Annotated in this window: 30 protein-coding genes; 18 read left to right on the forward strand and 12 right to left on the reverse strand. The window is 49.8% G+C overall.

Going from position 1 to position 25,756, the window contains the following annotated elements; translation table 11 throughout:
- Positions 1–92: 92 nt before the first annotated feature.
- Complete coding sequence (gene bcp / locus Q8O77_RS14770) at positions 93–557, reverse strand: thioredoxin-dependent thiol peroxidase (protein WP_305554732.1); 465 nt, start codon at positions 555–557, stop codon at positions 93–95.
- Positions 558–570: 13 nt separating this feature from the next.
- Positions 571–1,095 (reverse strand): glycine cleavage system protein R, encoded by a 525-nt coding sequence (locus tag Q8O77_RS14775; RefSeq protein WP_305554735.1) that lies wholly within the window; start codon positions 1,093–1,095, stop codon positions 571–573.
- A 184-nt stretch (positions 1,096–1,279) separates the two neighbouring features.
- Here Q8O77_RS14775 and dapA point away from each other — a divergent pair, with 184 nt between their 5' ends.
- From dapA to Q8O77_RS14845, 14 genes are all read left to right on the forward strand, one after another.
- On the forward strand, positions 1,280–2,161 hold the full coding sequence (dapA, locus tag Q8O77_RS14780) for a 4-hydroxy-tetrahydrodipicolinate synthase (protein ID WP_305554870.1): 882 nt from the start codon (positions 1,280–1,282) through the stop codon (positions 2,159–2,161).
- A gap of 35 nt (positions 2,162–2,196) precedes the next feature.
- Positions 2,197–3,249 (forward strand): outer membrane protein assembly factor BamC, encoded by a 1,053-nt coding sequence (bamC, locus tag Q8O77_RS14785; protein ID WP_305554738.1) that lies wholly within the window; start codon positions 2,197–2,199, stop codon positions 3,247–3,249.
- A gap of 70 nt (positions 3,250–3,319) precedes the next feature.
- A complete protein-coding gene (locus Q8O77_RS14790; RefSeq protein WP_305554741.1) occupies positions 3,320–4,390 on the forward strand; it encodes a DUF2066 domain-containing protein in 1,071 nt (356 codons plus the stop codon).
- Entirely contained in the window at positions 4,390–5,097 is a 708-nt protein-coding gene (gene hda / locus Q8O77_RS14795; RefSeq protein ID WP_305554744.1) for a DnaA inactivator Hda, read from the forward strand. The genes Q8O77_RS14790 and hda overlap by 1 nt, the downstream gene beginning before the upstream one ends.
- A gap of 111 nt (positions 5,098–5,208) precedes the next feature.
- Positions 5,209–6,189, forward strand: coding sequence for a phenylalanine--tRNA ligase subunit alpha (pheS, locus tag Q8O77_RS14800; protein ID WP_305554747.1), 981 nt, complete (start codon positions 5,209–5,211; stop codon positions 6,187–6,189).
- Between the two features lie 15 nt (positions 6,190–6,204).
- Positions 6,205–8,592, forward strand: a complete 2,388-nt coding sequence (gene pheT, locus Q8O77_RS14805) for a phenylalanine--tRNA ligase subunit beta (protein WP_305554750.1) — start codon at positions 6,205–6,207, stop codon at positions 8,590–8,592.
- 2 nt (positions 8,593–8,594) lie between these two features.
- Complete coding sequence (locus tag Q8O77_RS14810; RefSeq protein ID WP_173502292.1) at positions 8,595–8,891, forward strand: integration host factor subunit alpha; 297 nt, start codon at positions 8,595–8,597, stop codon at positions 8,889–8,891.
- Positions 8,892–9,038: 147 nt separating this feature from the next.
- The gene (locus Q8O77_RS14815) at positions 9,039–9,980 is read left to right on the forward strand and encodes a DUF523 and DUF1722 domain-containing protein (RefSeq protein WP_305554756.1); all 942 of its coding nucleotides are present in this window, start codon (positions 9,039–9,041) and stop codon (positions 9,978–9,980) included.
- 1 nt (position 9,981) lies between these two features.
- Positions 9,982–11,409 (forward strand): deoxyribodipyrimidine photo-lyase, encoded by a 1,428-nt coding sequence (phrB, locus tag Q8O77_RS14820; RefSeq protein WP_305554758.1) that lies wholly within the window; start codon positions 9,982–9,984, stop codon positions 11,407–11,409.
- Complete coding sequence (locus tag Q8O77_RS14825) at positions 11,406–11,843, forward strand: nuclear transport factor 2 family protein (protein ID WP_305554761.1); 438 nt, start codon at positions 11,406–11,408, stop codon at positions 11,841–11,843. The genes phrB and Q8O77_RS14825 overlap by 4 nt, the downstream gene beginning before the upstream one ends.
- Positions 11,844–11,853: 10 nt before the next feature.
- A complete protein-coding gene (locus Q8O77_RS14830) occupies positions 11,854–13,110 on the forward strand; it encodes an NAD(P)/FAD-dependent oxidoreductase (protein ID WP_305554764.1) in 1,257 nt (418 codons plus the stop codon).
- Positions 13,110–13,859, forward strand: coding sequence for a DUF1365 domain-containing protein (locus Q8O77_RS14835; RefSeq protein WP_305554767.1), 750 nt, complete (start codon positions 13,110–13,112; stop codon positions 13,857–13,859). Before Q8O77_RS14830 ends, Q8O77_RS14835 begins: the two co-directional genes overlap by 1 nt.
- Positions 13,856–15,097: a cyclopropane-fatty-acyl-phospholipid synthase family protein gene (locus tag Q8O77_RS14840; protein ID WP_305554770.1), complete on the forward strand. Its 1,242-nt coding sequence runs from the start codon at positions 13,856–13,858 to the stop codon at positions 15,095–15,097. Before Q8O77_RS14835 ends, Q8O77_RS14840 begins: the two co-directional genes overlap by 4 nt.
- Positions 15,098–15,343: 246 nt before the next feature.
- Positions 15,344–15,535, forward strand: coding sequence for a CsbD family protein (locus Q8O77_RS14845; RefSeq protein ID WP_305554773.1), 192 nt, complete (start codon positions 15,344–15,346; stop codon positions 15,533–15,535).
- 33 nt (positions 15,536–15,568) lie between these two features.
- Here the strand turns inward: Q8O77_RS14845 and Q8O77_RS14850 are convergent, their stop codons facing one another.
- On the reverse strand, positions 15,569–16,402 hold the full coding sequence (locus Q8O77_RS14850) for a S1 RNA-binding domain-containing protein (RefSeq protein ID WP_305554775.1): 834 nt from the start codon (positions 16,400–16,402) through the stop codon (positions 15,569–15,571).
- A 136-nt stretch (positions 16,403–16,538) separates the two neighbouring features.
- Between Q8O77_RS14850 and rlmF the strand changes: the two genes are divergently transcribed.
- Positions 16,539–17,468: a 23S rRNA (adenine(1618)-N(6))-methyltransferase RlmF gene (rlmF, locus tag Q8O77_RS14855; protein WP_305554778.1), complete on the forward strand. Its 930-nt coding sequence runs from the start codon at positions 16,539–16,541 to the stop codon at positions 17,466–17,468.
- Between the two features lie 34 nt (positions 17,469–17,502).
- Here rlmF and Q8O77_RS14860 read toward each other — a convergent pair whose 3' ends face one another.
- Positions 17,503–17,709, reverse strand: coding sequence for a DUF2061 domain-containing protein (locus Q8O77_RS14860; RefSeq protein WP_305554781.1), 207 nt, complete (start codon positions 17,707–17,709; stop codon positions 17,503–17,505).
- A 137-nt stretch (positions 17,710–17,846) separates the two neighbouring features.
- Here Q8O77_RS14860 and Q8O77_RS14865 point away from each other — a divergent pair, with 137 nt between their 5' ends.
- Positions 17,847–18,134 carry a hypothetical protein gene (locus tag Q8O77_RS14865; protein WP_305554784.1) on the forward strand — a complete coding sequence of 96 codons (288 nt, stop codon included), beginning with the start codon at positions 17,847–17,849 and terminating at the stop codon, positions 18,132–18,134.
- Between the two features lie 28 nt (positions 18,135–18,162).
- Here the strand turns inward: Q8O77_RS14865 and Q8O77_RS14870 are convergent, their stop codons facing one another.
- Entirely contained in the window at positions 18,163–19,683 is a 1,521-nt protein-coding gene (locus tag Q8O77_RS14870) for a DUF3413 domain-containing protein (protein WP_305554787.1), read from the reverse strand.
- 6 nt (positions 19,684–19,689) lie between these two features.
- Positions 19,690–19,914: a DUF1414 domain-containing protein gene (locus Q8O77_RS14875; protein WP_305554790.1), complete on the reverse strand. Its 225-nt coding sequence runs from the start codon at positions 19,912–19,914 to the stop codon at positions 19,690–19,692.
- A gap of 70 nt (positions 19,915–19,984) precedes the next feature.
- Between Q8O77_RS14875 and yejK the strand changes: the two genes are divergently transcribed.
- Positions 19,985–21,031, forward strand: coding sequence for a nucleoid-associated protein YejK (yejK, locus tag Q8O77_RS14880; RefSeq protein ID WP_305554793.1), 1,047 nt, complete (start codon positions 19,985–19,987; stop codon positions 21,029–21,031).
- Here the strand turns inward: yejK and Q8O77_RS20115 are convergent.
- The 5 genes from Q8O77_RS20115 to Q8O77_RS14900 are packed head-to-tail and all read right to left on the reverse strand — an operon-like array spanning position 20,982 to position 23,842.
- Positions 20,982–21,269: a DUF2897 family protein gene (locus tag Q8O77_RS20115; RefSeq protein ID WP_371133489.1), complete on the reverse strand. Its 288-nt coding sequence runs from the start codon at positions 21,267–21,269 to the stop codon at positions 20,982–20,984. The genes yejK and Q8O77_RS20115 overlap by 50 nt on opposite strands.
- On the reverse strand, positions 21,167–21,853 hold the full coding sequence (locus Q8O77_RS14885) for a M15 family metallopeptidase (protein WP_305554796.1): 687 nt from the start codon (positions 21,851–21,853) through the stop codon (positions 21,167–21,169). Before Q8O77_RS14885 ends, Q8O77_RS20115 begins: the two co-directional genes overlap by 103 nt.
- Positions 21,850–22,992: a succinyl-diaminopimelate desuccinylase gene (gene dapE, locus Q8O77_RS14890; protein WP_305554799.1), complete on the reverse strand. Its 1,143-nt coding sequence runs from the start codon at positions 22,990–22,992 to the stop codon at positions 21,850–21,852. The genes Q8O77_RS14885 and dapE overlap by 4 nt, the downstream gene beginning before the upstream one ends.
- Positions 22,989–23,342, reverse strand: a complete 354-nt coding sequence (locus Q8O77_RS14895; RefSeq protein WP_305554802.1) for an ArsC family reductase — start codon at positions 23,340–23,342, stop codon at positions 22,989–22,991. Before Q8O77_RS14895 ends, dapE begins: the two co-directional genes overlap by 4 nt.
- A gap of 5 nt (positions 23,343–23,347) precedes the next feature.
- Positions 23,348–23,842 carry a PTS glucose transporter subunit IIA gene (locus Q8O77_RS14900; protein ID WP_371133490.1) on the reverse strand — a complete coding sequence of 165 codons (495 nt, stop codon included), beginning with the start codon at positions 23,840–23,842 and terminating at the stop codon, positions 23,348–23,350.
- Between the two features lie 520 nt (positions 23,843–24,362).
- Here Q8O77_RS14900 and yfbV point away from each other — a divergent pair.
- Positions 24,363–24,890 (forward strand): terminus macrodomain insulation protein YfbV, encoded by a 528-nt coding sequence (gene yfbV / locus Q8O77_RS14905; RefSeq protein WP_305554805.1) that lies wholly within the window; start codon positions 24,363–24,365, stop codon positions 24,888–24,890.
- Positions 24,891–24,914: 24 nt separating this feature from the next.
- Here the strand turns inward: yfbV and xthA are convergent, their stop codons facing one another.
- Positions 24,915–25,721, reverse strand: coding sequence for an exodeoxyribonuclease III (xthA, locus tag Q8O77_RS14910; protein WP_305554808.1), 807 nt, complete (start codon positions 25,719–25,721; stop codon positions 24,915–24,917).
- Between the last annotated feature and the right edge of the window lie 35 nt (positions 25,722–25,756).

Below are 25,756 nucleotides of genomic sequence, written 5' to 3' on the forward strand. Positions count from 1 at the left end.
TAGGTTAAGTGCATAAACCATAGCAGGTTACGCCGTGCGCGGTTGCTGAATAAGACCAGATGCTATACCGGCACGGTGTAGTGTTATTGCTGTCAGGCTAAATAATCCAGCACCACCTGGTGATGATCTTTGGTTTTAAAGGTATCGAACACCTGTTCTACCTTGCCGTTTTGGCCGATTAAAAAGCTGATACGGTGCAAGCCGTCATATACTTTACCCATAAACTTTTTCTCGCCCCAAACACCGAAAGCGTCTGCCACCTTGTGATCTTCGTCTGACAACAGGGTGAAGTTCAGCTCATCGCGCTGGGCAAATTTAGCCAGTTTGGCCGGGGCATCGGTGCTGATGCCAACCACCGTTACGCCTTTGGCTGCCAGCTCTGCTTTGCTGTCCCGTAATGCACAGGCTTGCACGGTGCAGCCTGGTGTCATGGCTTTAGGATAAAAATACACCAATACGCGGCTTTGCTTAAGCAGGCTGCTTAGCTGCACCGCTTGGTTGTGCTGATCTGCCAAGGTGAAATCAGGCGCGGTGGCGCCGGCGGCTAAATATTGCATATTGTGCTCCGTATCAGGTTTGGGCATGGAAAGTGCCGGTTAAATTCATCTGTTGCAGCAGACTGCTGATGTCTGCCTCAATTTGCGCTGCCGGCTCACCTTGCGGCAACTCCAATGTCATCATGGTGTGCATAATGCTTTGGCCATCAGCGCCGGTTTTGCTTTGCGATTGCAGTGAGCCGATATACACCTGACGGCTGGCCAGTAAGCCGGTAATGGCGCCTAAAGTACCTACGCGGTCAGGGCCGCTGTATTCCAACACATAATGCGCAGCGACCGCTTTGGGCTGATGCGAACCGGTACGCTTAGTCATGGTAGTTAGATCAAGTTCAACGCCCAGCGCCGGCAGCAGATGCTCAATCCGGCTGATGGCGGCAGGATCACCGCTTAACAACATAATAAAGGTAAATTCACCGCCGAAAATGGCCATGCGGCTGTCGGTAATGTTGCAATTGCAATCTGTTACCAGACGCGCCAGTCTACTGACAATGCCGGTGCGGTCAGTGCCGATGGCGGTTACGACAAGTTGTTGTGACATAGTATGAAAACCCCGGTGACAGCAGAAAATACACTGAGCAAAAATGATGCGCGCCAGTGTAGCATAAGGCCGGAAGATTTCATCCGTTTGTGCCTTGTCGCGTTAAGCCCAAACGGATTCTTGTGTTTACGCCGGTGTCTCTTTAACATAGGCGCCCTTAATGGCAAACGGGGCAGTAATGAAGATGTTCAGAGGAAGTTGGGTTGCGCTGATAACGCCTATGGTTGGGCAGGGTGAAATAGATTACGTCAGCCTGAAACGGCTGGTGGATTTTCATCTGCAGAACGGTACTCAGGGTCTGGTAATTATGGGTACTACCGGAGAGGCTGCGACCATTAGCTTTGCTGAACAGTTGGAGGTTATTGCGGCAGTTTGCACTCAGGTGGCGGGGCGCATTGCAGTTGTTGCCGGTAACGGTGCTAACTCGACGGCAGAAGCGGTAGAACGTACCCGCGCTTTGTCGAAATTACCGATAGACGGTTTTTTAACCGTTACGCCGTTTTACAATAAGCCGATGCAAAAAGGTATGGTGCTGCATTTTAATGCCGTAGCGGCTGCTACGGATAAACCGGTACTTTTATATAATGTGCCAGGCCGCACCGGCGTAGATTTGTTGCCGGAAACGGTAGCTGAATTGGCAAAAACCTCCAATATTGTTGGTATTAAAGAAGCCACCGGCTCAATGCAGCGTTTGGCTGATTTACAGCAGCGCTGTCCGGCCGGTTTTATGTTATTAAGTGGTGACGATGCCTCTGCCGCCGAATTTATGTTACAAGGTGGTCATGGTGTAATTTCTGTTACCACTAACATTGCACCACGGCAAATGGCACAGCTGTGTCAGGCGGCGTTGGCAGGTGATAAAGCGGTAACACAACAAATTGATAGCAGCCTGCAGGCGCTGCATCATGATCTGTTTATCGAGGCTAACCCCATTCCGGCTAAATGGGCGCTGCACAGAATGGGCTTAATCAGCTCAGATCTGATGCGGTTACCGTTGACACAGCTTGAACCAATTCACGGCGCGATAATCGAACAGGCATTGACGCAGGCTGGTATTGCACTGTGATGACACAGCGCGGCAGCAAATTCAGGAGTAGTAAAGTGCAACATTGGGTAAAAGGTAGTGTAGTGTTAAGTTTGTTGCTGGCCGGTTGTTCAACTTCTCAGGTTGAACAAGACAGCAAGCCAGCCCCGGCCCTTCAGGCTATTAAGGTTCCGGCAGGTTTACAACAACCGGCACAGCCCGGCCAGTTCGACATCCCGCCTACGTCGGCTAAAGCAAGAGGAGTTGATACCAGGGCTCCTGTCATGGTATTGGCCACGGCAGCCAGCAGCCGGATGGAAGAGGGCGATAAATTATCCCGCGTTTGGTTTGACCGCAATGATTACACCGGCGACTTATTGCCTTTCCTGCAACAAATGCTGAAAACGCAGTTTGCTGAACAAGGCGTTGACTTGTTACAACAGGACGAGCAAGGCCAGGAGTTTGTTACCGGCTGGATCACCCGCAGTGAAGAGCAGGGCTTTTGGTTTTGGAAATCGTCTGAGCAAACAGAACAGGCACGATTCAGTATTAAAATTGATGCCAAGCCACATGGCCGTTCTGCCAGCATGAGTGTGACTATGCTGGAGCATCAGTATTTTACTCCGGAAGCAGCATTGTCGGTGTCGGCAACACAACGCCAGGAAGTGGCGTTGTTAAATCAGATCATTGATCGGATTGGTAAAGAAGAGATTATTATTGCCAGAGCCAACAAAGCCAAAGCGCCGGATGTCGCGCTGGAGCCAGGCATGGACAATAACGGCAACCCTGCACTGTTAACGCCGCAACCGATAGACGTGACCTGGTCGCAGTTAGAAGCACTGTTTGGCGAGCTGAGCTTAAATGTTACTGATATCAACCGCTCAACCTTTACCTATTATCTGGATTATGAGAAGCCAGCACCGGGTTTTTGGTCGCGGTTATGGGGCAGTGATGAAAAGCCGGTATTACCGCTGGATAATGGTGAATATCAGTTGGTGCTGAGTCGCAGCAAAGAAGGCACCGCTATCAGTTTGCGCGATAAAGCCGGTGCGCATCTGGCAGCCGAAACTATGCTGGCGCTGCATGAGCCTTTTGTTCAGGCAATACGTTTGGCAAAAATTGAATTATAACAGTGTGCGCTGCAACAAAAGTCACAGCTAATAAAGGAGCATGCCCACTGTTGGCCTGAGGTTTTGAATAATGAGTAAATTAGTGCGCATAACCGGTATTTTGCTTGGTCTGGTATTGGCGGGGGCTGCGAATGCGGCTCAGGTGGCAGATTTGTATCAGGCCGACGTGGTGGCAGAGGGCAGCACCGCGCAGTGGCAGCAACAGGCGTTGGCGCAAGTGTTGGTGCGTGTCAGCGGTAAAGCGGATGTAGTGACACAACCGGACATTGCCGCTGAGCTCAAACGTGCCTCCGGTTATGTTAAACAGTTTGAAGCGGTGCGCCATGCTGATGGCAACCGCATGCGGGTACTGTTGGATGCCGTTAAAGTAAACCAGCTGTTGCAACAGCACAATATTGCGGTGTGGGGTGAATTGCGGCCTGATATCTTGATTTGGCTGGTGCAGCAAGATGGTGCTGAGCGCCGCTTTGTCCGCCAGACTGAGCACGCACTTAACACCGGTTTACAGCAGGCTTTTCGTCAGGCTGCCTTGCCGCTGTTGCGACCGCTGTATGATATGGATGACTTGCTCAATATTGCCGAAACTGACGTTTGGGCCGGGTTTTGGCAGCAGATCAATAAAGCCAGCCAGCGCTATGTGGCAGATGTGGTGGTTGCCGTTACGGTTGCGCAGGTAAACACCGACGCCGGGTCGCAGCTGCGGTTAACCTGGCAACGGCAAAGCGATGGCAAAACCTATCGCGATGAGGTTACGGCAACAGATGAAGCCGCATTAATGCATGCTTTTGCCGCCGGGCTGGCTGGCCAGTTGTCAGAGCGCTACGCCAGTGTAATGTCTGCCTCAGGCAATGCCACTTTGCTGCTCAAAGTGCAGGGGCTGCATAGCCTGGCAGAGTTGGTGCAGGTGCAAAAGTTATTGCAGCAAATGGTGGGGGTAACGCAAGTGACCATCAGCCGCTATCAGGCCGGGGTGGCGCATTATACTATCAACAGCAGTGTTGCCGCGGACAGCTTTCTTAACGCGCTGCGCTTTAATAAGCAATTGCGGCCGGTGGCCCCGGCAGCTGAATCCGTTGTGACAGAGCCGTTAAATGCCACAGAGCCCCCGGTGTTGGCAACTTTTGAGTTTATCAGTCGCTGATGTCAGCGCCATTGCAACCTTTGCAATACACGCTGGCGGTAACACTGCCGGAAGATGAAACGCTCGATAGCTTCTATGCTGCCGGGCAAACGGCTGCGGTAGCTTTTTTAAAAGCCTATTTAGCTGCCCCGGCGCAACAAAGCCCGGTGTACCTGTTTGGTGCCAGCGGCAGTGGTAAATCACATTTACTCTATGCCGCTTGCGTGCAAGCGCAAGAGCAGGGACTTACCAGCCAGTTGGTAACCTTAGATGATTGCCGGCTGCTTACCCCGCGCTTATTAGACGATCTGGAACAACTGGACCTTGTTTGCCTGGATAACATCCAGGCTATTGCCGGCGAGTTAAGCTGGCAAACTGCAGTGTTCGACTTATACAACCGCATGGCCGAGCAGGGTAAAGCACTGATCATTGTCGGCAATGAAGCACCGCAACAATTGGGCCTGCAACTGGCCGATTTAGTTTCGCGGCTGCAGGCGTGCACCAGTTTTCAGCTGCGCTTACTGACCGATGACGACAAACACAAATTGCTACAACAAAAAGCCCGGCTGCGCGGCATGGAGCTGCCGGATGAGGTAGCGCGTTATTTATTGAACCACCAGGACCGGGATATCCGCGCTCTGGTATCTATTTTAGATAAACTCGACAAAGCCACCATAGTGCACCAGCGCAAGCTGACCATTCCTTTCGTGAAAGAAATACTCAATTAATCCAGCATAGTTTGCAGAAAAAAGCGCGTAATAGCCTGCGTTTAGCGCGTATTCTGGTGTATCATATCCGGCTTTGATACGACATAAACACTAGCTGCCTTGAGGATACAGATGAACCTGACAGCAATATTGGAAGACGCCTTACAGGCCGTTGCCGCCGCCGCAGATATTCCGGCACTGGAGACTATCCGGGTTGAGTTTCTCGGTAAAAAGGGCAGCATCACCGAATTACTCAAATCGCTCGGCGCGATGGACCCTGAGCAACGCAAACAAGCCGGTGCACAAATCAATGAATTAAAGCAGCAGGTGCAGGATGCATTAAATGCACGGCGCGACCTGTTGCAGCACGCACAATTAGCCGCCAAGCTGGCGCAAGAACAAATTGATGTTACGCTGCCCGGCCGTATGCTGGAAACCGGCGGTTTACACCCGGTTACCCGCACCATTGAGCGTATTTCTGCCTTTTTCGCTGAACTGGGCTTTGAAGTAAAACACGGCCCGGAAATTGAAGATGATTTTCATAACTTTGATGCGCTGAATATTCCGGATCACCACCCGGCGCGGGCGGACCACGACACCTTTTATTTTAATCCTAAGCTGATGCTGCGCACCCAAACGTCCGGTGTGCAAATCCGCACTATGGAGCAGCAACAACCGCCGCTGCGGATCATTTCGCCCGGCCGCGTGTACCGTAACGATTACGACCAAACCCATACGCCGATGTTCCATCAGGTAGAAGGCTTAATGGTCGACACTAAGGTCAGCTTTACTGAGCTAAAAGGCATATTGCATGACTTTTTGCATAACTTTTTCGAAGAAGACTTGCAAATCCGTTTTCGGCCATCGTTTTTCCCGTTCACTGAGCCTTCAGCTGAAGTAGATGTAATGGGTAAAAACGGCAAATGGTTAGAAGTGCTGGGCTGCGGTATGGTGCACCCGAATGTATTGCGCTCGGTGGGCATTGATCCTGAGGTATACAGCGGTTTTGCTTTTGGTATGGGCGTAGAGCGCCTTACCATGCTGCGCTATGGCGTGACAGACTTACGCGCCTTCTTCGAAAACGATTTACGTTTCTTAAAACAGTTCAGATAAGCGGAGTTAATCTAGATGAAATTCAGTGAAGCCTGGTTACGCGAATGGGTAAACCCAGCCATTGACAGCAACACCTTATCTGAACAGCTGTCGATGGCCGGTTTGGAAGTAGATGGTATTGAAACCGTGGCCGGCGATTTCAGCGGCGTAGTGGTAGGTGAAGTGGTTGAGTGTGGCCAGCACCCGGATGCCGATAAACTGCAGGTAACCAAAGTAAATATTGGCGCTGACGAGCTGCTGGACATTGTCTGTGGTGCCAAAAACTGTCGCCAGGGCTTAAAAGTTGCTGTGGCGACTGTGGGGGCCGTGCTGCCGGGTGATTTTGTTATCAAAAAAGCCAAATTACGTGGCCAGCCGTCGCACGGTATGCTGTGTTCTTTATCTGAGCTTGGCATGGCAGATGCCTCTGAAGGCATTATAGAACTGCCACAGGATGCACCGGTAGGGCAAGATATTCGCCGCTATTTGCAACTGGACGATCGTATTATTGAAGTGGATTTAACACCAAACCGTGCCGATTGTTTAGGTATTAAAGGCCTGGCGCGTGAAGTCGGCGTGTTAAATAAGCTGGCAGTATGCGAGCCGGTGATTGCGCCGGTAGCGGCCACTATTACGGATAAAAGAAGCATTACGCTAAGCGCGCCGGATGCCTGCCCGCGTTATTTAGGCCGTGTAGTGCGTAATGTAAATGTTAAAGCGCCAAGCCCGCTGTGGTTAACTGAAAAACTGCGCCGCTGCGGTGTGCGCAGCATTGATGCTGTGGTCGATATCACCAACTTTGTGCTGCTGGAGCTGGGGCATCCGATGCACGCTTTTGATTTAGCGCACATTGACGGCGATATTAATGTTCGTCTGGCGGCAGAAGGTGAAAAGTTAGTGCTGTTGGATGAGAGCGAAGTTACGCTCAAAGCCAATACACTGTTGATTGCCGACAACAGCAAGGCGCTGGCGATGGCCGGTATTTTCGGTGGTTTGCACAGTGGTGTAACCGGCGAAACTAAAGATATCTTCCTTGAAAGTGCCTTTTTTGCCCCGCTGGCAATAGCCGGTAAAGCACGGCAATACGGCCTGCACACGGATGCATCACACCGCTATGAGCGCGGCGTTGATCCTCAGCTGCAACATGCGGCGATGGAACGTGCTACGGCACTGCTGCTGCAAATTTGTGGCGGTGACGCCGGCCCGGTAATTGAAGCCGTGTCTGAGCAGCACTTGCCCAAAGTAGCGGCGATTAACCTGAGCGAAGCCAAGTTAGCGCGTATTTTGGGTATCAGCATTGCTAAGGATGAAGTCACGGCAATTTTCAGCCGTTTAGGCCTGGGCGTGGCACAAACTGCTGACGGCTGGCAGGTAAGCGTGCCGGGTTATCGCTTTGATATCAGCATTGCGGAAGATTTAATTGAGGAAGTGGCCCGCGTTTACGGTTACAACAATATTCCCAATGTGGCGCCGCAAGCCAGCTTGGCGATGCGTAAATTCCGCGAAGCTGAACTGAACGTGCAGCGCCTGCGCACGGTGCTGGTGGACCGCGGTTATCAGGAAGCCATTACCTACAGCTTTGTTGACCCGAAAGTACAACAACAGTTATTTCCGCAACAACCGGCGCTGGTATTGCCTAACCCTATTTCGGCGGATATGTCGGCTATGCGGTTAAATCTGTGGCCGGGTTTGCTGCAAACCGTGCAATACAACCAGAACCGCCAGCAAGGCCGCATCCGGTTGTTTGAGTACGGCCTGAAGTTTATCCCGGATGCCGCAGCCGAAGGCGGCGTGCGCCAGGTGGCGGTTATTGGCGGGGTTATTGTCGGCTCGATGCACAATGAACACTGGAATATGGAAAACCGTGTTGCCGACTTCTATGATATTAAAGGCGATGTTGAAGCGTTACTGGCACAAACATCTGCCACAGACGATTTCCGCTTCGCCGGCGCTGAACACAGTGCTTTGCACCCGGGCCAAACGGCGGCAGTGTATCGTGCTGATACCCTGGTAGGCTATGTCGGGGCGCTGCACCCGGAAGCAGAGCGTAAGCTGGGTATTAAAGGTAAAGCGTACCTGTTTGAACTGGATGTCGCTGCGCTTGGTCTGCGTGATATTGTGCAGGCGCGGGAGCTTTCGAAGTATCCGGCTAACCGGCGCGATTTAGCCATAGTAGTGAAATCAGAGGTGCGTTTTGCTGATATAGCTGCTACTATAAAAAAAGTTGGCGGAAATCAACTAGTTGACCTAAAATTGTTTGACGTATACACAGGCACGGGTGTGGCAGAGGGTTTTAAATCACTGGCCATTGCTCTGACCCTGCAGGATATAGCGCGTACCCTGGAAGATAAAGATATCCAACAGTTGGTAAATCAAGTAGTTAACGCGCTTGGTGAAGAGTTCAACGCAACGTTGAGGGATTAAGAATGGCGCTTACCAAAGCCGATTTAGCAGAACGTCTGTTTACAAAGTTTGGTGTTAGCAAACGCGATGCCAAGTTAATAGTGGAAGCTTTTTTTGAAGAAATCCGCGTCGCACTGGAAGCGGGTGATCAGGTAAAGTTATCCGGCTTTGGCAATTTTGACCTGCGGGTTAAAAATGAGCGGCCGGGACGCAATCCGAAAACAGGTGAAGATATTCCTATTTCTGCCCGTTGTGTCGTGACTTTCCGACCGGGACAAAAATTAAAATCCCGTGTTGAAGTAGGCACCGGCAAAAAGTAATTTTTTTGCATCAGAACATGAAAAACGGCAAGTTGCGCAGGCAACTTGCCGTTTTTTTATGCAAACAGTGCGGTGTGAGCAAAAATTTCCGATCCGAAATAGCGTATGCTGTGTAAGTAATAGCGACGTAATTCAGGCGGTAAAGTTATGACGATTAAGCTGGGGATCAGTGCCTGTGTGTTAGGCGATAAAGTGCGCTACGACGGCGGGCACAAGGCATCGGCTTTTTGTTTGCAGCAGTTAGCGCCGCTGGTTGAGTATGTGCCGGTGTGTCCGGAAATGGCCATCGGCATGAGTGCGCCACGCCCTGCCATAAGGTTACAACTGGATGATGAGAACAAGGTGCACCTGGTACAAAGCAATAACACCGCTGTTGATCATACAAACTCCATGTTGGCGTTTACTGAGACTAAGCTGCCTCAGCTGTCGTCGCTTAGCGGCTACATTGTGTGCGCCAAATCGCCCAGCTGCGGTATGGAGCGGGTACGGCTGTTTGATGTCAAAGGACAACAACTGGGTAAGTTGGGCGTTGGGCTTTATACCCGGCAGTTAATGCATGCTTACCCCTGGTTGCCGGTAGAGGAAGACGGCCGCTTATTTGACCCGGCATTAAAAGAAAACTTTATCTGTCGTGTATTCAGTTGCTATGACTATCAACAAACAATGCAGGATGGTTTCAGCGTCGGCAAACTGGTGGCGTTTCACAGCCGCTACAAATTTTTAGTGATGGCACACAGCCCGGTAGCCTATCGTGAGCTCGGCCGCTTAGTGGCACAGGCCAAGTTGTTTGCGCCGCAAGAGTTACAGCAGCGTTATTTGCTTGATTTAATGCAGGCACTGAAAAATATCGCTACGCGTAAGCAGCACACTAATGTGTTACAGCACTTGCAGGGATTTTTAAAACACGGTTTAACTGCAGATGCCAAGCAGGAATTATCTGAGCTGATCCACCGCTATCGTCAGGGTTTTGTGCCGCTGCTGGCGCCACTGACCTTATTGCAGCACCATTTAAAACAGCAGCCAAACGCCTATGTCAGCAACCAACGCTACTTTGCCCCTTACCCGGAAAACCTCGGATTGCGAGCCTGATATGCAAGCTCTAAATATAGTGTGGTTACGCAATGATTTGCGTTGCTATGATAATGCGGTACTCAGCAGTGCCGTGGAAGATGCTGCCAGAACCGGTGCTGCAGTGCTGGCGCTGTTTATTGCTACGCCGGAAACCTGGCAATTGCATGATATGGCGCCGATAAAGCAGGATTTAATCCGCCGCCGTGTAGTGCAGTTGCAACAGGAAATTGCAACGTTAAATATTCCGCTGCTGGCAGTTGAGGGCAGCAGCTATCAGCAGGTAAGTACTGTTTTTGCAGCCTTGTGCCGGCAGTATCAGTTGAAAGTATTTGTGCAAGCTGAGTACGAGCTGCGTGAGCAACAGCGTGATGCGGCGGTGGAGCAGTTAGTGCTGGCACAAGATGGCCAGTTTATCTGCTTTGATACCCAATGCCTTATGCCGCCGGGCACAATACGCACGCAACAAGGCGATATTTATAAAGTGTTTACCCCCTTTAAGCGCACCTGGCTGGCAAAGCTTAAAGAGCAGGGCGTACATTGCTACGCGCGGCCAAAAGCACTGCCGGCTGCCAACCTGCAGTTAGCGCTGCCTGCATTGCCCGCGCTGAAAAACGGCGACAACAGCTCAGCGCAGTGGCCGGTAACCGAAGCGCAAGTACTGGAGCTGATGCGGGCATTTTGTCGCGAAAAAGTACAGGATTATCACAAGGCGCGTGATTTTCCGGCGATTGACGGTACGTCAAAATTATCAGCTTATCTGGCGCTGGGGGTAGTATCACCCGCCCAGTGTGTAGCGCGGCTGCAACTGGAGGCGGCAGACAGTTGGCAGCAGGATAAAAGCGGTGCGGAAGTCTGGCTGTCTGAGCTGATTTGGCGTGAATTTTATAAGCACATTCTGGTGGCTTATCCGCAGCTGATCAAACATCAACCGTTTCAAGCCGACACGGCAGCGATTCGTTGGAATAACAATCCAAGCTTGTTTCAGGCCTGGTGTGACGGCATGACAGGCTATCCGATTGTCGATGCCGCAATGCGACAGCTTAACCAAACCGGTTGGATGCATAACCGGTTACGCATGATCACGGCCGGCTTTCTGGTAAAAGATCTGCATATCGACTGGCGTCTGGGTGAGCGTTACTTTATGTCAAAACTGATTGACGGCGACTTTGCCGCTAATAACGGCGGCTGGCAGTGGGCTGCGTCTACCGGTACCGACGCTGCGCCGTATTTCCGTATTTTTAACCCGCTAAGTCAAAGTGAAAAGTTTGATCCACAAGGCGACTTTATTCGTTTGTATGTGCCACAGCTGAGTAAGTTGCAAGGCAAAGCACTGCACTGGCCGCATGCGTTGGGTGGTGTTAAAGGCTACCCCGCACCGGTGGTAGACCATGCGGTAGCACGTAAGCAGACATTAGCCCTTTTTGCTGAGGTAAAGAAACCCGGATGAACACTGTAACCACACCCCGTATTGAGCAGTTTTTGGCATTTTATAACGCTTTATCAAACCATAATATGCAGTTGCTGGATACGCTATACCATGCTGATGTGGTGTTTATTGACCCTGTGCACGAGATTCATGGCAGTGCGGCGTTAAATAAGTATTTTGCTAACGCCTATGCCCGGTTACAACATTGCCGGTTCACCGGCCTTGACGCTATGGAGCAGGGCACGCAGGGCTTTGTCAGCTGGCGTATGTGCTTTGCCCACCCAGCTATCGGCAACGGCAAGATGATTGAGGTTGAAGGCTGCACAGTGCTGCGATGGCAAGATGACCTTATTGTTTATCATCGCGATTATTATGATTTAAATGAAATGGTATACCGGCATTTGCCGGTGCTTGGCTGGTTAACCGGCAAAGTTAAACAACGTATGGCAGGATAAAGGAAGCAGTATGCGCGTAGCAGTAGTAGGTGGTGGAATTTCGGGCATGATGGCGTGGTATTTGTTACAACAAAAATACGATGTAACCTTGCTCGAAGCAAACGATTATCTGGGCGGCCATACGGCAACGGTTGAGGTAGATGTAGCGGGGCAAACGTATGCCATCGACACCGGCTTTATTGTGTTTAATGACCGCACTTACCCGATATTCAACCGCTTTATCGCTGAGCTGGGTGTGCCGTTTCAGCACACTGAAATGAGTTTTTCAGTAAAGAACACCGTGCAAAACCTCGAATATAACGGCAATACGCTGGCTAGTTTATTCGCACAGCGCCGTAACCTGCTACGGCCGTCGTTCTGGTTTATGCTGGCCGATATTATGCGTTTTAATAAGCTGGGCAAGCGCTTGCTGGCAGCCGATGATGCAGACCTGGACCTGTCGCTGGGTGATTTTTTGCTTAAACACGATTTTGGTGCCGCCATTCGTGATAACTATCTGATGCCGATGGGCGCCGCTATCTGGTCAGCTGGTCTTGCGGATATGCCGGCTTTTCCTGTACGGTTTTTTCTACGCTTCTTTAATAATCATGGCTTACTGAATATTAATGACCGGCCGCAGTGGTCGGTGATCCAGGGTGGTTCGAAACGTTATGTTGACGCCTTGCAAGCCAGGCTTGGTGCCGACATTGTTAAGCTGAACCAGCATATCACGGCTATCAACCGTGACGATAACGGCGTTACGCTGAGCTTTGCTGACGGGCGCACAGAGCACTACGACAAGCTGGTGCTGGCGTGCCACAGTGACCAGGCACTACGCTTACTCGGTGACAGCGCCACAGAGCAGGAGCGGGCGGTGCTGGGAGGTATTGCTTATCAGAAAAACGACGTGGTGTTACATACCGATACCCGCTTGTTACCTAAGCGCAAAGCTGCCTGGGCTGCCTGGAATTATAACCTTGACGCTAATGTTAATGACCGGGCTACCTTAACCTACAATATGAACTTGCTGCAGGGCATTACGGCGCCGGTGACGTTTTGTGTTACGTTAAATAACACTCCAGCCATTGCAGCGGAAAAAATACTTGGTGTGTATCAGTACGAGCACCCGGTGTATAACCACTATACGCTGGCTGCGCAGAAACAACGCAGCAAAATAAACGGCCACAACCATACCTACTTTTGCGGTGCTTACTGGTACAACGGTTTTCATGAAGACGGTGCCAGAAGCGCAGTGGATGTAGCTGCTTTATTGGGCGTGGCGTACTGATGCAAACCGGCCATGCAGTGTATCAGGGCGAGGTAGGGCATTTGCGCTTAACACCGCGCCGGCACGGCTTCAGCTACCCATTGGCACATTATTGGCTGGATTGTACGGCGCTGAATAGCCGCGCGCTGGCAGCTAAAGGCATTAACTACGAGCGCTTTGGCGCATTGAGTTTTCGCCGTAAAGACTATGTTGCCGGTGCGGATACGGTATATGCCGCTGTGTGTCAGAAAATCGTTGAGCTTGGTGGCAGCATAACCCCGGCAAAGGTATTTATCTTAACGCCGTTGGCAAACTGGGGGTTGTATTTCAGCCCGCTTACGCTGTACTACTGCTATGATGAACATGACAACTTTTGTTATCTGCTTGCTGAAGTAACCAACACACCCTGGAACGAGCGGCATTACTATTTACAAACTATAGTGGCCGGCCAGCAGCATTATCAGCACCGAAAAGCGTTTCACGTATCACCGTTTCACCCGTTAGATATGCAGTATCACTGGCAAATCAGCCCACCTGAGCAAAGCTTGCGCTGCAGTATTGCCAACAGTCAGGATAATAAACAGATTTTCAGTGCCTGGATCAGTTTGCAACGGCAGGAGCTGACCGCCCAGTGGAAGCGAAATTGGTTGATCCGCCAACCATGGCAAAACGTACAGGTGGTACTGCGAATATATTGGCATGCACTGAAACTGTATTTTAAAGGTATACCCGTGCACGGCCACCCCAAAACAAAGGATAAAAATGCATGACAATGAGTCTTACTGAAGCCTCGGTATTTGATAACCTGACCTGGTTTGACCGTTTATGCCGTAAGTTTGCGCTGGATTTTATCAGTCAGTTACAACATGGTGATATTACCGTGGTAGAGGGTAACCAACGTTTACGTTTTGGTGATGAACAGGCTGAATTAAAAACGGTGATCACGGTACTGGACCCGGCGTTTTACCAAAAGATGGTCATGGCAGGCTCTGTAGGTGGCGGTGAGGCTTATATTCAAGGCTGGTGGCGCTGCGATAATCTTACGGCTTTGGTGCGTATTTTTGCGCTTAATCTTGCTACGCTGGATAAGCTGGACTCTGCCATTACCCGCTTAGGCCGGCCGTTGTTAAAACTGCTGAACTGGCGTAACCGTAATTCAAAACAACAAGCGAGAAAAAACATTGCCGCTCATTACGACTTGGGTAATGACATGTATCGTTTGTTTTTGGATAACAGCATGATGTATTCCAGTGCAGTCTATCCGCATCAGAGTGCAGATTTAGCGCAGGCGCAGCAACATAAATTACAGATGATTTGTGATAAGTTGCAGTTAAAACCCACAGATCATCTGCTGGAAATTGGTACCGGTTGGGGCAGTATGGCTATCTTTGCTGCACAGCATTACGGCTGCAAAGTGACGACCACCACTATCTCACAACAGCAGTTTGATTATGCCAAAGCGCGGGTTGAAGAGCTTGGTCTGCAGCAACAGATCACCTTACTGTTTAATGATTATCGCGACCTAAGCGGCCAGTACGACAAGCTGGTATCAATTGAAATGATAGAAGCGGTGGGTGAAGATTATCTTGATACTTATTTTGAGCAATGTGCCGCCTTGTTAAAGCCGGATGGTTTGATGGTGCTGCAGGCTATTACCATAGTTGATCAGCGGTATCAGCAGTATGTGCGTGAAGTTGATTTTATCAAACGCTATGTGTTCCCTGGCGGGTGTTTGCCGTCTGTCAGCCGTATGACAGACGCGATAAGCCGTAAAACTGACCTGGTGGTACGCCACTTACAGGATATCGGGTTTGACTACGCCCGCACGCTCAGAGACTGGTGTGACAATTTTATGCACGCCCGTGATAAAGTACATCAGTTGGGTTATGACGATAATTTTGTAAGGTTGTGGCATTTTTACCTGTGCTACTGCGAAGGTGGTTTTATGGAGCGCGCTACCAGTGCGGTGCATCTGGTGTTGTCTAAACCGCAGAATCGCAGTAGTTAGCTGCTGATGTATCGGCAAAAGTTGCAACGGTACCGGTAAAAGCTACCCAACGTTGACAGCAGCATTTTCCACATTCTGATTGATGCATTATAACGCCATGAAATATATGGCGTTATTTTTTTGTTATTTCTGGTACAGCCATTGCTTTATTAAGTTGCTGTTGCAGTACAGGGCTTAACCGCCACCACGTATTTGCAGCCTTAGTATTAAACCCGTTCAGTGTTTAACCAAAAGTGGAGCAACATAATGAATAGTGATATTGCAGAAGGTAAATGGCGTCAGGTTAAAGGTTCCGTTAAAGAAAAATGGGGCAAATTAACTGACGATGACCTGACCGAAGTAAACGGCAGATTTGAGCAGTTCTGCGGCAAAATGCAGGAACACTATGGCATGAGCCGTGAAGAAGCAGAGCAAGAGTTTAAGCGCTTTCAAGACTGATGTTGTAACTAAAAAGGGCCGTAAGGCCCTTTTTTAACTGGTTACCAAAATGATACCGGCTTCCAGGATGACAATTTTCTTATCTTTATACAGCGTACCCAGCGCCTGTTTATAGGCTTTTTTGCTGACACCGAAAGCGGCATAAATCAGCTCAGGTGAACTTTTATCTGTTAATGCCAGCTTGCCACCGTTTTGCTGCAGTTTCTTCAGTACCTGCTCCGTCAGCTCCAGCGCTTGTTTGTAAGTGGTTGAATTTAACCGCAGGTCAATTTTGCCGTCGTCCCGCACTTTTACAATATAAGCGTGCATTTTTTCACCGCGGCGCAGCGGTTTAAACACTTCATTTTTGTATAGTACGCCCCAGTGCTGATGGTTCACTATTGCTTTATAACCAATGTCGGTTTGCTCGCTGACAATAATGTCTACTTTGTCGCCGGCATTGTACTGTGGTGTGGTTTTGTGCAGGTGACGGTCGAGCTTGCTCGAGGCTACAATGCGGTTGCTGTTATCCACGTAGCAGTACAGCAGATATTTCTGGCCTTCTTTCAGCGGAATTTGCTGTTCACTAAAGGGGACCAGTAAGTCTTTCTTCAGGCCCCAATTTACAAAAGCACCGACTTTAGTGGTCGCAACCACTGCTAATTGCGCCACTTCGCTGACTTTAATTTTCGGTTGCTCGGTGGTGGCGATCAGTTGATCTTCTGAGTCCAGATACAAAAAAACGTCCAGCTCGCGGCCAATTTCTAACCCGGCCGGCGCCACATTGTTTGGCAGTAAAATTTCACCCCAGCTTAAACCATCAAGGTAAAAGCCAAATTTAACCTGTTTTTTTACCGTTAAACGGTTAGTTTTTCCAAGAGCCAGCATGCAGTATCCATAAGTTTGCCCGACAGGGCAGATCACAATGGCGGCTATTGTAGCGGTTTTTTTGCCGGGCTGCTTTATATTAGCTGTGCCGTGGTAAACTGAGCGCCGATTTTCTTTTAACAGGCTGGCGCAAACCGTGTCTTCACCGCAGTTACTTCATCCACGTAATCTTCATCAGGGCCGTTATGATATTCCCGCCCTTGTTGGCGCAGAGCCGCAATTGGCCGCCTTTGTGCGTGCAAATCCTGACGGACAGCCAACTATTGATTTTGCCGACCAGGCGGCGGTATTGATGTTGAATAAGGCACTGCTGGCAAAGTATTATCAGGTGAAACACTGGCAATTGCCGCAGGGTTATTTATGCCCGCCAATTCCTGGCCGTGCTGATTATGTGCATTATCTGGCAGATTTACTGGCGCGCAGTTATCCGGCGTTACCAACCGGTAAACAGATCCAACTGCTGGATATTGGCACCGGCGCTAACGTTATTTACCCGATTATTGCCGCGCAAAGTTATGGCTGGCGGGTAACCGGCACAGATATTGATGGGGTAGCGGTTAAAGCCGCAGCTCTGATAGTGGCCTCTAACGCCGTATTAAAGCCACGTATTAACATAGTAGCGCAGCAGGATGCAGACGCGATATTTTCCGGCGTTATAGCCGCTGAGCAGCGCTTTCATTTAACTATGTGTAATCCGCCGTTTTTTGCCTCTGCAGCAGAAGCGGAAGCTGCCAGTAACCGCAAATGGACTAATCTTGCTAAAGCAGGGCAAGGAGGACGTAACTTTGCCGGCCAGCAGCATGAGCTGTGGTGTGACGGTGGTGAGCTTAAGTTTGTCAGCCGGATGATTACTCAAAGCCAGCTGTTCAAACCGCAGGTGTGCTGGTTTAGCAGCCTGGTGTCACAGCAAAAACACCTGGCACCGCTGCAAAAACTGCTACGTAGTGTGGGGGCGGTGCAATCGGAGGTGATTGAGATGCGCCAGGGCCAGAAAGTCAGCCGTATTCTGACCTGGAGTTTTTTAACTGCAGAGCAGCAGCAATACTGGTGCCGGGAAACGGTCTGAGAACCGGTGATTAAGCGGTATTAAGCTAAGCATTTTAGTTGAAATACTTTAGCGGTTTTGCTGCCAGCTCCGCTTTGCCGTATTTCTGCCAGACTTTCTCATGGAAGAAATAACCAACCGTATTTACCGCCGGTTCTATTACGGCAATCAAACCGCCCAGTACAAAGCTGCCGGTGATCAAATAAGTAACGGCGAAGGCAATGGTAAAATGCATAATGGCAAATGTAATGGTCTTGGTCATGCTGCTATCCTCAGTATGTGCTGTGAGACAAATGATAGCTGTTCTCATTATTGTTTAAAGTGAATTAATCTGTTTGCTGTAATCGTTTTTATAAATAACGACGTAGTATGCTGGTTGCAACAATAACGGAGGTTGGTATGGACTGGCGGCAATGGTTGGATGTAAAGCAGTATGAGTTTTTGCTGCACTGGTTTATGCGCCGTCAGCGTGAGTTGAAACTGGCAGAGCTGCAGGAGCCGTTAGCCTATGATGGCTTCAGTATGTATGACCAGTTATGTCAGCAGATGTTAAAGGAGGCTGAGATCGCTTATCTGGAGCGTTTTCAAGTACCGGTGGCACCGATAGCGCTTACCAATATGTTGCATCTGGCAGAGCTGGAACTTGCCGGCAGGCCGCCGAAGCGGCCGTCGGGAACCAAACATTAAACAGCGGTAACCCCGGATGGCGCCCGCTTTAGTTATTTACCTGCTCGATCCGTTTTAGCGCGTCGGTTAGCATCGGCAGATCAGGTTTCTCCTGCAGCGGTAATAAGGTACCTGCCGACCAGACACCATAACTGCCATCGGCGCGCAGGATCACCATTTTATCTTTTTTAAAGCTGATAATTTCTTCGCCACTGATATTAAGCTTGGGTAATGGCAGCGGTTTTAGCAGGTTGTCGCCCAGCCAATTGGCCTGAGAGCGGCAACCGGCCTGTGCCAGCAAAGTCGGTAACCAGTCCAGATGCTGGGTAACCTGATGTTGCTGCAATTGACGCAGTGCCGTCCAGTTTGACCATACTTGTGCCGGCGCCAGATTAAACTGGTTGTGTTTGCCGGTAGTGGTCATTAATACGATGTTGTTGTACTGCTTATATTGCGCCCAACGTTGCTCGGGCGCGTTGTCAAAAATAATGGCGTACCGGCTGGTCGCTGCGGCTGTTTTCAACCAGGGCAGATTTGCCGGCTGCGTATTATTGTCGCGGCTGATGCTGAGCAGCCCCTGCGGTAATTGTGTCAGCCAACCCGGTTCAGTGCTAAGCGGTGCCTGGCTGTTCTCATCAATCCAGAACTTACCGTACAACAAATTAAGCAGGGCTTCGTTGGCTGTTTTTGGCGCAAAGTGTTGTTCCAGCGGTTTTAAACCTTGTTGGCTTAATATACTTTGTTGGGCGCGGCTCAGTTGTTCGCTGATCAGCAACAAGGTGCTGGTTTTGCTGTGTTCAGCATTGCATTGTATTGCATTGCCGGTGTCCAGTTTGCCTGGCAAGCTAAACTTGTCGAGTTGTTGCTGCGCTCTGCTGTTTAAATCAACCAGTTGATAGCGGGCTAAAAAAGTTTTGGCGGTAGCAGGGTAGGACAGCGGCAGCACGTTGTCTTGCCGGGTTACGTCGTATTTTAAGTTGGCATCAGCATAGATATGCAGCAGATGGCTGAGCATAAAGCTGCCGATAAAAATGGCAAATAACGGTGTCGCCACGCCGGACTGTTTTAACCGCTCTACCTTCTTCCAGCAATAATTGCTTATTGTCAGCTCAACAGCCAGTAACAGCGCGCCAACCGCCAATACAATCAGCACAAAATTACGTAAATTGGTGACAATTTGCTGGCGCAGCAGCTCTATGGCCTGGTCCAGCGAGGCGCTGCCAATATGATAGCCAAGGCTGGCATAAACATAGGCATCAAAAATTAACAGTACCAGAGCCACTGTTGCCAGAATGGCGGCCATACCGCGCACATGGCGCTGATAAGGAAATACCAGCGACACCGGAAACACGGTAAGGATAAAAAACATAAAACATAAAAAAGCGGTGTGGCCAATCCAGTTCAGCAACAAATATAACCAACCCAGTGCAGATACCGGGCCAGGCTCGGATAGCCAGTAAACTGAAGTGACAACAAGCGCCAACAGGATATTAAAGAAGCTGAACCAGTGGCCCCAATTAAGCAGCCGGTTCACTTTTTTAACCAGTGACAGGTTGTTTTCCAGCACCATAAGCGCTTAGTTAACCTTAGTGGTTACGGCATCAGCTAATGCCTGGTTAAAATGGCTAACCACAGCTTCACGCTGTGCAGCAGGTACGCTGCTGTTCACTACGTGGCTGATAGCGTTACCCAGACACATTAAACTCAATTCAGTGGTGGCTTTTTCTCCGTGCAGCACGTCCAGTAATTGATTTACCAGTTTTTCAATCTGCGCGGTGGAATACTTTGATACAATTGGCATGAATTATCCGCAAGTCATGTGGTTTAAACAGGTAGAATAGTAACAGAATTCATTTTAAACAGGAAAAGTTATGTCAGTAGATGTGCAGCAGTTGGCAATAAATTACCTCGCTCCGGATGAACAAACACAGAGTAAAGCACACTACCGGCCGTCACTGGTCGCACCTACGGCAGCTGTGGCGCATTTGGTTGAGCAGTTGCATCTGGCCTACAATGGTAAACCGGCTAAAGGTTATGCTGCGTTCAGTGCCGATAAAGATCCGCAGGTGATGACAGTACTGCACGATTGGCAAAAGCAAACCTCAGATTTTCTGGTGCTGGCCAATACCTCAACTGCAGCGCTGGAGCAACAATTACAGGCGCATCAGTTGCCCGAGAGCGGTTATTTACTGGTGTGTCATTACCGTTATCTGGCCAGTGATTATCTGCTGTTTTGCCTGTTGGGCAGTAAGGATCATTTCTCATTGACCGAAGAGCTGGAGCTGGCGACATCACGGCATCTGGATATTGCCCGTATGCAACTGGCCGCGCGGATTGATTTAACCGAGTATCAAAGCTCGCCGGAGCAGGGTAAGTACATCAGCTTTATCCGCGGGCGTGCCGGGCGCAAAGTGGCGGACTTTTTCCTTGATTTTCTCGGCTGTGAAGAAGGTACCGATGCTAAAGTGAACAGTAAAGTGGTACTGGCCTCTGTGGAGGAGTATTTCACTGCAGCAGAATTTGATAACAACGAAAAGAATGATGCCAGAAAGCAAGTGTTCAGCTACTGTGAAGAGCGTGCAAAAGCCGGCCAGGATGTGGTATTAACCGAGTTGTCGGCGGTGATAGATGAACAGGAACAGCAGGGCTTTTTGCGCTATTGCCAGGAGCAACAGCTTGAAGTGGCGGAGCAGTTTCCGGTGGAAGTAAAAGAGCTGAAAAAATTGATTAAATTCAGCGGTCAGGGTGCCGGGTTGTCATTAAGTTTTGAGCAAAAACTGCTCGGTGACAGGGTGCAGTATGATCCACACAGCGACACTTTGCTGATCAAAGGTACGCCGCCTAATTTACGCGATCAGTTGCAACGTTTTATTCAGGGTTATTCGGCGTTTGATCGCGCTGAGGGCTCTGCCGAGTAGCAGCATTCTGTTCTGGATTGCCCTTTTGCTGCTGCGACATTGAGGGCATTTTTAACTTTGCCGCGTGTTTCAGCAGCATAATATTACCCAGCACCACGCCAAACGCTAATGTCAAAGCCCAAAACAACGGCCAGTTCATCCCCCGGCCTGACAGATGTTGAGTACATAGCGGCGAAAAATGGCATCCAGCTGTGTCAGCACGGTTTGTTGCTCTGCCAGTGGGTGCCGGCTGATGCATTGGCGCAGCATACCGGCATCAAATGCCGCCAGATACTCGCTTGCAAGCGGTTGATAGCTGATATGCCAGGGCTCGGCAGCCACGCCACCCTGAAATTGGCGGTACGGCAGGAAAAAGCCAAACTCTGCAGCATGCGCGCTCAGCCACTGTTGTAAGCGGGAAAACGGACCATCAGGTCCATACTCCGCAGGATTAAGTTGTGGCTTATAATCCTGCGGCACAGCGGCAGCATCATACAGATCCAGCTCGGTACCCCAATGATGGCGGCTGGCGCCCGGTAAGGCCGAATACAGCAGTACCGCGTGCAATTTATCTGCGACGCTTAACCGGCTTATATCAATAACGTCGCCCTGGCTGTTATAGACCGGCCGTTGACCGGATAACTTGGCTTGCCAAATTGCGGCCTGACGTTGGTACGAGCGAAAAGCTGAAACAATTTTTATACTAATGCCATCAGCCTGCGCCGCTAAGCACAGTGCCGCAAAGGGGGCAGCCACCTCTTTATGCAGCATAAAACCGTCCGGCCCGGTCAGCAGATGCTGCTCGCTCAGGCCGGTCAGAATAGCATCACTGATGGTTGTCATAGGCTTAGTTCAAGCTGCTCCAATACCGCTTCGTACATTTTTGCCAGTTGCTCAAGATCGGTTACTGACACACATTCATTAATTTTATGAATGGTGGCATTACAGGGGCCAAGTTCAACGACCTGGGCTCCGGTGGGGGCAATAAAGCGGCCATCTGAGGTGCCGCCGCTGGTTTCCAGCCGCGTTTCAAAGCCTTGAACCTGATAAATTGCTTTGACCGTAGCTGCCACCAGGCTGCCACTGTCGGTCAGAAACGGCAAGCCGTTTAGCGTCCAGTGTAAAGCATAGTTCAAACCGTGTTTATCCAGTAAGGCAATAACACGTTGTTGCAGTTGCTCTGCACTGCTTTGTGTACTGTAGCGAAAGTTAAACATGACATTCAACTCGCCCGGGATCACATTTGATGCTCCGGTACCGGCATGAATATTGGCAATTTGAAAACTGGTCGCCGGAAAATAAGCATTGCCGTTATCCCATTGCTCTGCTGCCAGCTCCGCCAAAGCAGGGGCGGCTTTATGCACCGGGTTATCCGCTAACTGCGGGTAGGCAACATGGCCTTGAATACCTTTTACTGTCAAATGGCCGGTTAAGGAACCGCGGCGACCATTTTTAACTACATCACCGGCCTTTTGGCTGCTGGACGGCTCGCCGACAATACACCAGCTGATTTTTTCGTTACGAGCTTCCAGGGTTTCAATTACGCGTTTGGTGCCGTTGATAAAGGGACCTTCTTCATCACTGGTGATCAGGTACGCCAGGTCGAATTTTGGCGTTGGGAAGCGTTGCAAAAAGCGCTCTGTTGCCACCACCATCGCTGCCAGGCTGCCTTTCATATCTGCGGCACCACGGCCATATAAGGTATCGCCGATAATGGTGGGTTCAAACGGCGGCGTATGCCATTGCTCTACCGGCCCGGTCGGTACTACATCGGTATGGCCGGCAAAGCAGAATACCGGTTTACCGTTACCGCGCCTTGCCCACATGTTTAAGGTATCGTCAAAGTGCATTACTTCAATGTCAAACCCCACTGCAGACAGACGCTGCGCCATCAGTTGTTGGCAACCGGCATCTTCCGGAGTGACAGATGGACGGGAGATAAGATCTTTGGTTAAGGCAATTACTGCGCTGGTTGCTGTCATGCTGAGAGTCCGAAAATACGCTGATAGTCTGCCGGGCTAAAACCTAAATGGTATTCTCCGTTGTGCACCAGTAAAGGGCGTTTAATCATGGCCGGTTGAGCTAACATCAGTGCCAGGGCTTTTTCTTCTGTTAAGTCTGTTTTGTCATTTGCCGGCAGTTGGCGGTATGTTGTGCCGCGGGTATTAAGCAAGTTTTGCCAGCCGCAGTGTGCACTGAATATTTGCAACTGCTGCGGCGTCAGGCCGTCGCTGCGGTAGTCGATAAACTGATAAGGAATGTGCTGTTGCTCTAACCAGTTACGGGCTTTCTTTATGGTGTCGCAATTTTTAATACCGTAGATAATCGTCATATAGGTTACTTATTATTGAGCTGAATAATTACTGCTGTATCTTCTGCTGCCGTGACATAACGTGCAGCGCAAAAGGCGTTGCCGATAGCCGGATGCGGTAATAGCATTAGCACTGCATAGCAACCGCTGTCTCCTTGCAGGGACTGCAAATCAAGCTTCACTACCGGCTGACCGCTGCGGACCATACTGCCCGGAGCAATTAATGTTATGACACCTTTACCGTTACAGTTTGCCAGGCTGCGGGGTAAATCCAGTTGAGCGGTTAAGCCACTGCTGTGTCTGAAACGTAACCGGCGGTTACTTTGCAGACAAGCACTGTAGTGCCCTGCAAAAGGCGCTACCAGTGTACCGTGCTGTAGTTTGATACACAAAGCCAGCGCTAAGACATTTGCGTTATATAACAGATCCGGATGTACGCTTAATGGCGAGATCATTCCGCTGGCCGGGCTTTTGACGGCGATACCGTCAAGTCCGGTCAATTGTGGTAGCCAGGTTAACAACGGCAGTATATCCGTAAAGTGATTTGGGTCCTTATCCTAATCCAGGTTGCTGCCCGGACTCAAGAGATCATCTTGCCATCGGCAGCTTTGCTGCGGCGATATCCGTTGTCAGCTGCGGTAAATCAAAGACGTTAATTTTGGCAAATATGACAATTTAACACATTCAATATGAATTTTTGTTGAACTCTGTATTTTGGTTGGCAAATAACCTGACACCAGCGGCCGTTTCAGCACCCTGTATAGGTTTGGGTTGTCCACAGATTTTGTGGATAACTTTGTGTGTAACACTGTTTAACGTTGCTATCTTTCTGTAAGTTAATAGTATTTTGTATTGGCATATTTTTTGTTAGGTTGGGTTTAACTTAAAGCCGCTATTAATAGCAATAAAAAAGTAGTTTCAGTACCTGCCAATGCTTAAATGCGCTGCTGTTATCAGTTATATCGCTGAAAATCCGGCTTGTAACTGATTTATTGTGTAGATTTCTGCACGCTAGTGCCAGGCGATGCAGCTCGCGCATGGATGGCTGAAGCCGTTGCAGAGGTAACAGAGCCGATTTTATGCTATCGTTTGAACAGAAGTTTGACGAAGTTGGGGGTGGTAATGCAGTATCCGCTTTATACGACCTTGCGGGCAGGGCGCGAATACAGTAAGCAGTGGCCAGCTAAGGCCGAGTTGAACAGCTTATTTGTAGAAAATAAGGTTATTTTGCTTACTGCAATAGCATGGCGCTATTTACCTGCGCTGGCATTGCTCAGTGCAGTAATCCAACTTAGTTATTTGGGTATGTCACATTTGCCGCAAATTTTAACTATGTTGCTTTTTCTGGCCGGTTTACCCTTGCAGGGCTGGTATTGGCTGGGAGTTCGCTCAGCAACACCGTTACCGCCGTCTATTGCCGCCTGGTATCAACACATCAGCCAACAAATGCAGCAGCATGGCATTAAGTTGGCGCCGGTATCACAACCCGGTTGTTATCGGGATTTGGCCTTATTACTGCAAAAAGCCTACCAGCAGTTGGATAAAACCTTTATTAAACAGTGGCTGTAATACCTTACAGCCACCAAAGACAGCTTAGTTAAACACGGACCACACCGGCGCATGATCGGATGGTCGTTCTATGCCGCGTAGTTCATAGTCAATGTCGCTTTCAATGCAACGCTGAGCCAATGGTGCTGTGGCCATTACGACATCTATGCGCAGGCCGCGATTATCATCAAAACCCTTAGAGCGATAATCAAACCAGCTGTACTTTGCGTCGGCTGTCGGATGCAAGGCACGGAAAGTATCAATCAGGCCCCAGTCCTTCAAACGTTGCAGCCAGGCACGTTCTTCCGGCAAAAATGAGGTTTTGCCTTCCCGTAGCCAGCGTTTAGCGTTGGCTTCACCAATGCCGATATCTAAATCAATCGGAGAAATATTAATATCGCCAATAACAGCGACCAGCTCGTCCGGTGTATGGTGGCTAAGCAGATACTGTTGTAAATCGGCATAAAACCGTGTTTTGGCGGGAAATTTGACCGGATGTTCACGGTTCTCACCTTGTGGAAAATAACCGTTCAGCAGCGTTAGCGGCGTGCCGTCGGCCATGGCAAAGCTGCCAATAAGCATGCGCCGCTGCGCGTCTGCTTCATCGGTCGGGAAGCCATATTGCATCTTTAGCGCCGGTTGCTTACTTAAAATGGCAACGCCGTAGTGGCCTTTCTGGCCAAAATGGTACACGTGATAACCCATTGCCTGTACATCGGCCAGCGGGAACTCATCGTCATGTACTTTTATTTCCTGCAAACCGATAATATCCGGCTGATGTTTGTCTATCAATGCTTGTAACTGATGCAATCTGGCGCGGATACCATTGATGTTAAAAGAAATAATTTTCATATTGCTGCTGGCCCTTAGTCTGTTAAATGCGGCAA

The sequence above is a fragment of the Rheinheimera sp. genome, assembly GCF_030690345.1.
In the GTDB taxonomy this organism is placed as follows: Bacteria; Pseudomonadota; Gammaproteobacteria; order Enterobacterales; family Alteromonadaceae; genus Alishewanella.

What these genes read in the sequence shown, in the direction of transcription:
- Q8O77_RS14840 (WP_305554770.1), top strand. Translation starts at nt 13,856, where the DNA reads ATGACAATGAGTCTTACTGAAGCCTCGGTATTTGATAACCTGACCTGG.
- Q8O77_RS14810 (WP_173502292.1), top strand. Translation starts at nt 8,595, where the DNA reads ATGGCGCTTACCAAAGCCGATTTAGCAGAACGTCTGTTTACAAAGTTT.
- Q8O77_RS14875 (WP_305554790.1), bottom strand. Translation starts at nt 19,914, where the DNA reads ATGCCAATTGTATCAAAGTATTCCACCGCGCAGATTGAAAAACTGGTA.
- phrB (WP_305554758.1), top strand. Translation starts at nt 9,982, where the DNA reads ATGCAAGCTCTAAATATAGTGTGGTTACGCAATGATTTGCGTTGCTAT.
- Q8O77_RS20115 (WP_371133489.1), bottom strand. Translation starts at nt 21,269, where the DNA reads ATGCATCAGCCGGCACCCACTGGCAGAGCAACAAACCGTGCTGACACA.
- Q8O77_RS14895 (WP_305554802.1), bottom strand. Translation starts at nt 23,342, where the DNA reads ATGACGATTATCTACGGTATTAAAAATTGCGACACCATAAAGAAAGCC.
- Q8O77_RS14885 (WP_305554796.1), bottom strand. Translation starts at nt 21,853, where the DNA reads ATGACAACCATCAGTGATGCTATTCTGACCGGCCTGAGCGAGCAGCAT.
- Q8O77_RS14830 (WP_305554764.1), top strand. Translation starts at nt 11,854, where the DNA reads ATGCGCGTAGCAGTAGTAGGTGGTGGAATTTCGGGCATGATGGCGTGG.
- bcp (WP_305554732.1), bottom strand. Translation starts at nt 557, where the DNA reads ATGCAATATTTAGCCGCCGGCGCCACCGCGCCTGATTTCACCTTGGCA.
- Q8O77_RS14790 (WP_305554741.1), top strand. Translation starts at nt 3,320, where the DNA reads ATGAGTAAATTAGTGCGCATAACCGGTATTTTGCTTGGTCTGGTATTG.
- yejK (WP_305554793.1), top strand. Translation starts at nt 19,985, where the DNA reads ATGTCAGTAGATGTGCAGCAGTTGGCAATAAATTACCTCGCTCCGGAT.
- Q8O77_RS14775 (WP_305554735.1), bottom strand. Translation starts at nt 1,095, where the DNA reads ATGTCACAACAACTTGTCGTAACCGCCATCGGCACTGACCGCACCGGC.
- dapE (WP_305554799.1), bottom strand. Translation starts at nt 22,992, where the DNA reads ATGACAGCAACCAGCGCAGTAATTGCCTTAACCAAAGATCTTATCTCC.
- Q8O77_RS14845 (WP_305554773.1), top strand. Translation starts at nt 15,344, where the DNA reads ATGAATAGTGATATTGCAGAAGGTAAATGGCGTCAGGTTAAAGGTTCC.
- Q8O77_RS14850 (WP_305554775.1), bottom strand. Translation starts at nt 16,402, where the DNA reads ATGCTGGCTCTTGGAAAAACTAACCGTTTAACGGTAAAAAAACAGGTT.
- Q8O77_RS14870 (WP_305554787.1), bottom strand. Translation starts at nt 19,683, where the DNA reads ATGGTGCTGGAAAACAACCTGTCACTGGTTAAAAAAGTGAACCGGCTG.
- dapA (WP_305554870.1), top strand. Translation starts at nt 1,280, where the DNA reads ATGTTCAGAGGAAGTTGGGTTGCGCTGATAACGCCTATGGTTGGGCAG.
- yfbV (WP_305554805.1), top strand. Translation starts at nt 24,363, where the DNA reads ATGGCTGAAGCCGTTGCAGAGGTAACAGAGCCGATTTTATGCTATCGT.
- Q8O77_RS14835 (WP_305554767.1), top strand. Translation starts at nt 13,110, where the DNA reads ATGCAAACCGGCCATGCAGTGTATCAGGGCGAGGTAGGGCATTTGCGC.
- hda (WP_305554744.1), top strand. Translation starts at nt 4,390, where the DNA reads ATGTCAGCGCCATTGCAACCTTTGCAATACACGCTGGCGGTAACACTG.
- pheS (WP_305554747.1), top strand. Translation starts at nt 5,209, where the DNA reads ATGAACCTGACAGCAATATTGGAAGACGCCTTACAGGCCGTTGCCGCC.
- Q8O77_RS14865 (WP_305554784.1), top strand. Translation starts at nt 17,847, where the DNA reads ATGGACTGGCGGCAATGGTTGGATGTAAAGCAGTATGAGTTTTTGCTG.
- pheT (WP_305554750.1), top strand. Translation starts at nt 6,205, where the DNA reads ATGAAATTCAGTGAAGCCTGGTTACGCGAATGGGTAAACCCAGCCATT.
- Q8O77_RS14815 (WP_305554756.1), top strand. Translation starts at nt 9,039, where the DNA reads ATGACGATTAAGCTGGGGATCAGTGCCTGTGTGTTAGGCGATAAAGTG.
- xthA (WP_305554808.1), bottom strand. Translation starts at nt 25,721, where the DNA reads ATGAAAATTATTTCTTTTAACATCAATGGTATCCGCGCCAGATTGCAT.
- Q8O77_RS14860 (WP_305554781.1), bottom strand. Translation starts at nt 17,709, where the DNA reads ATGACCAAGACCATTACATTTGCCATTATGCATTTTACCATTGCCTTC.
- Q8O77_RS14825 (WP_305554761.1), top strand. Translation starts at nt 11,406, where the DNA reads ATGAACACTGTAACCACACCCCGTATTGAGCAGTTTTTGGCATTTTAT.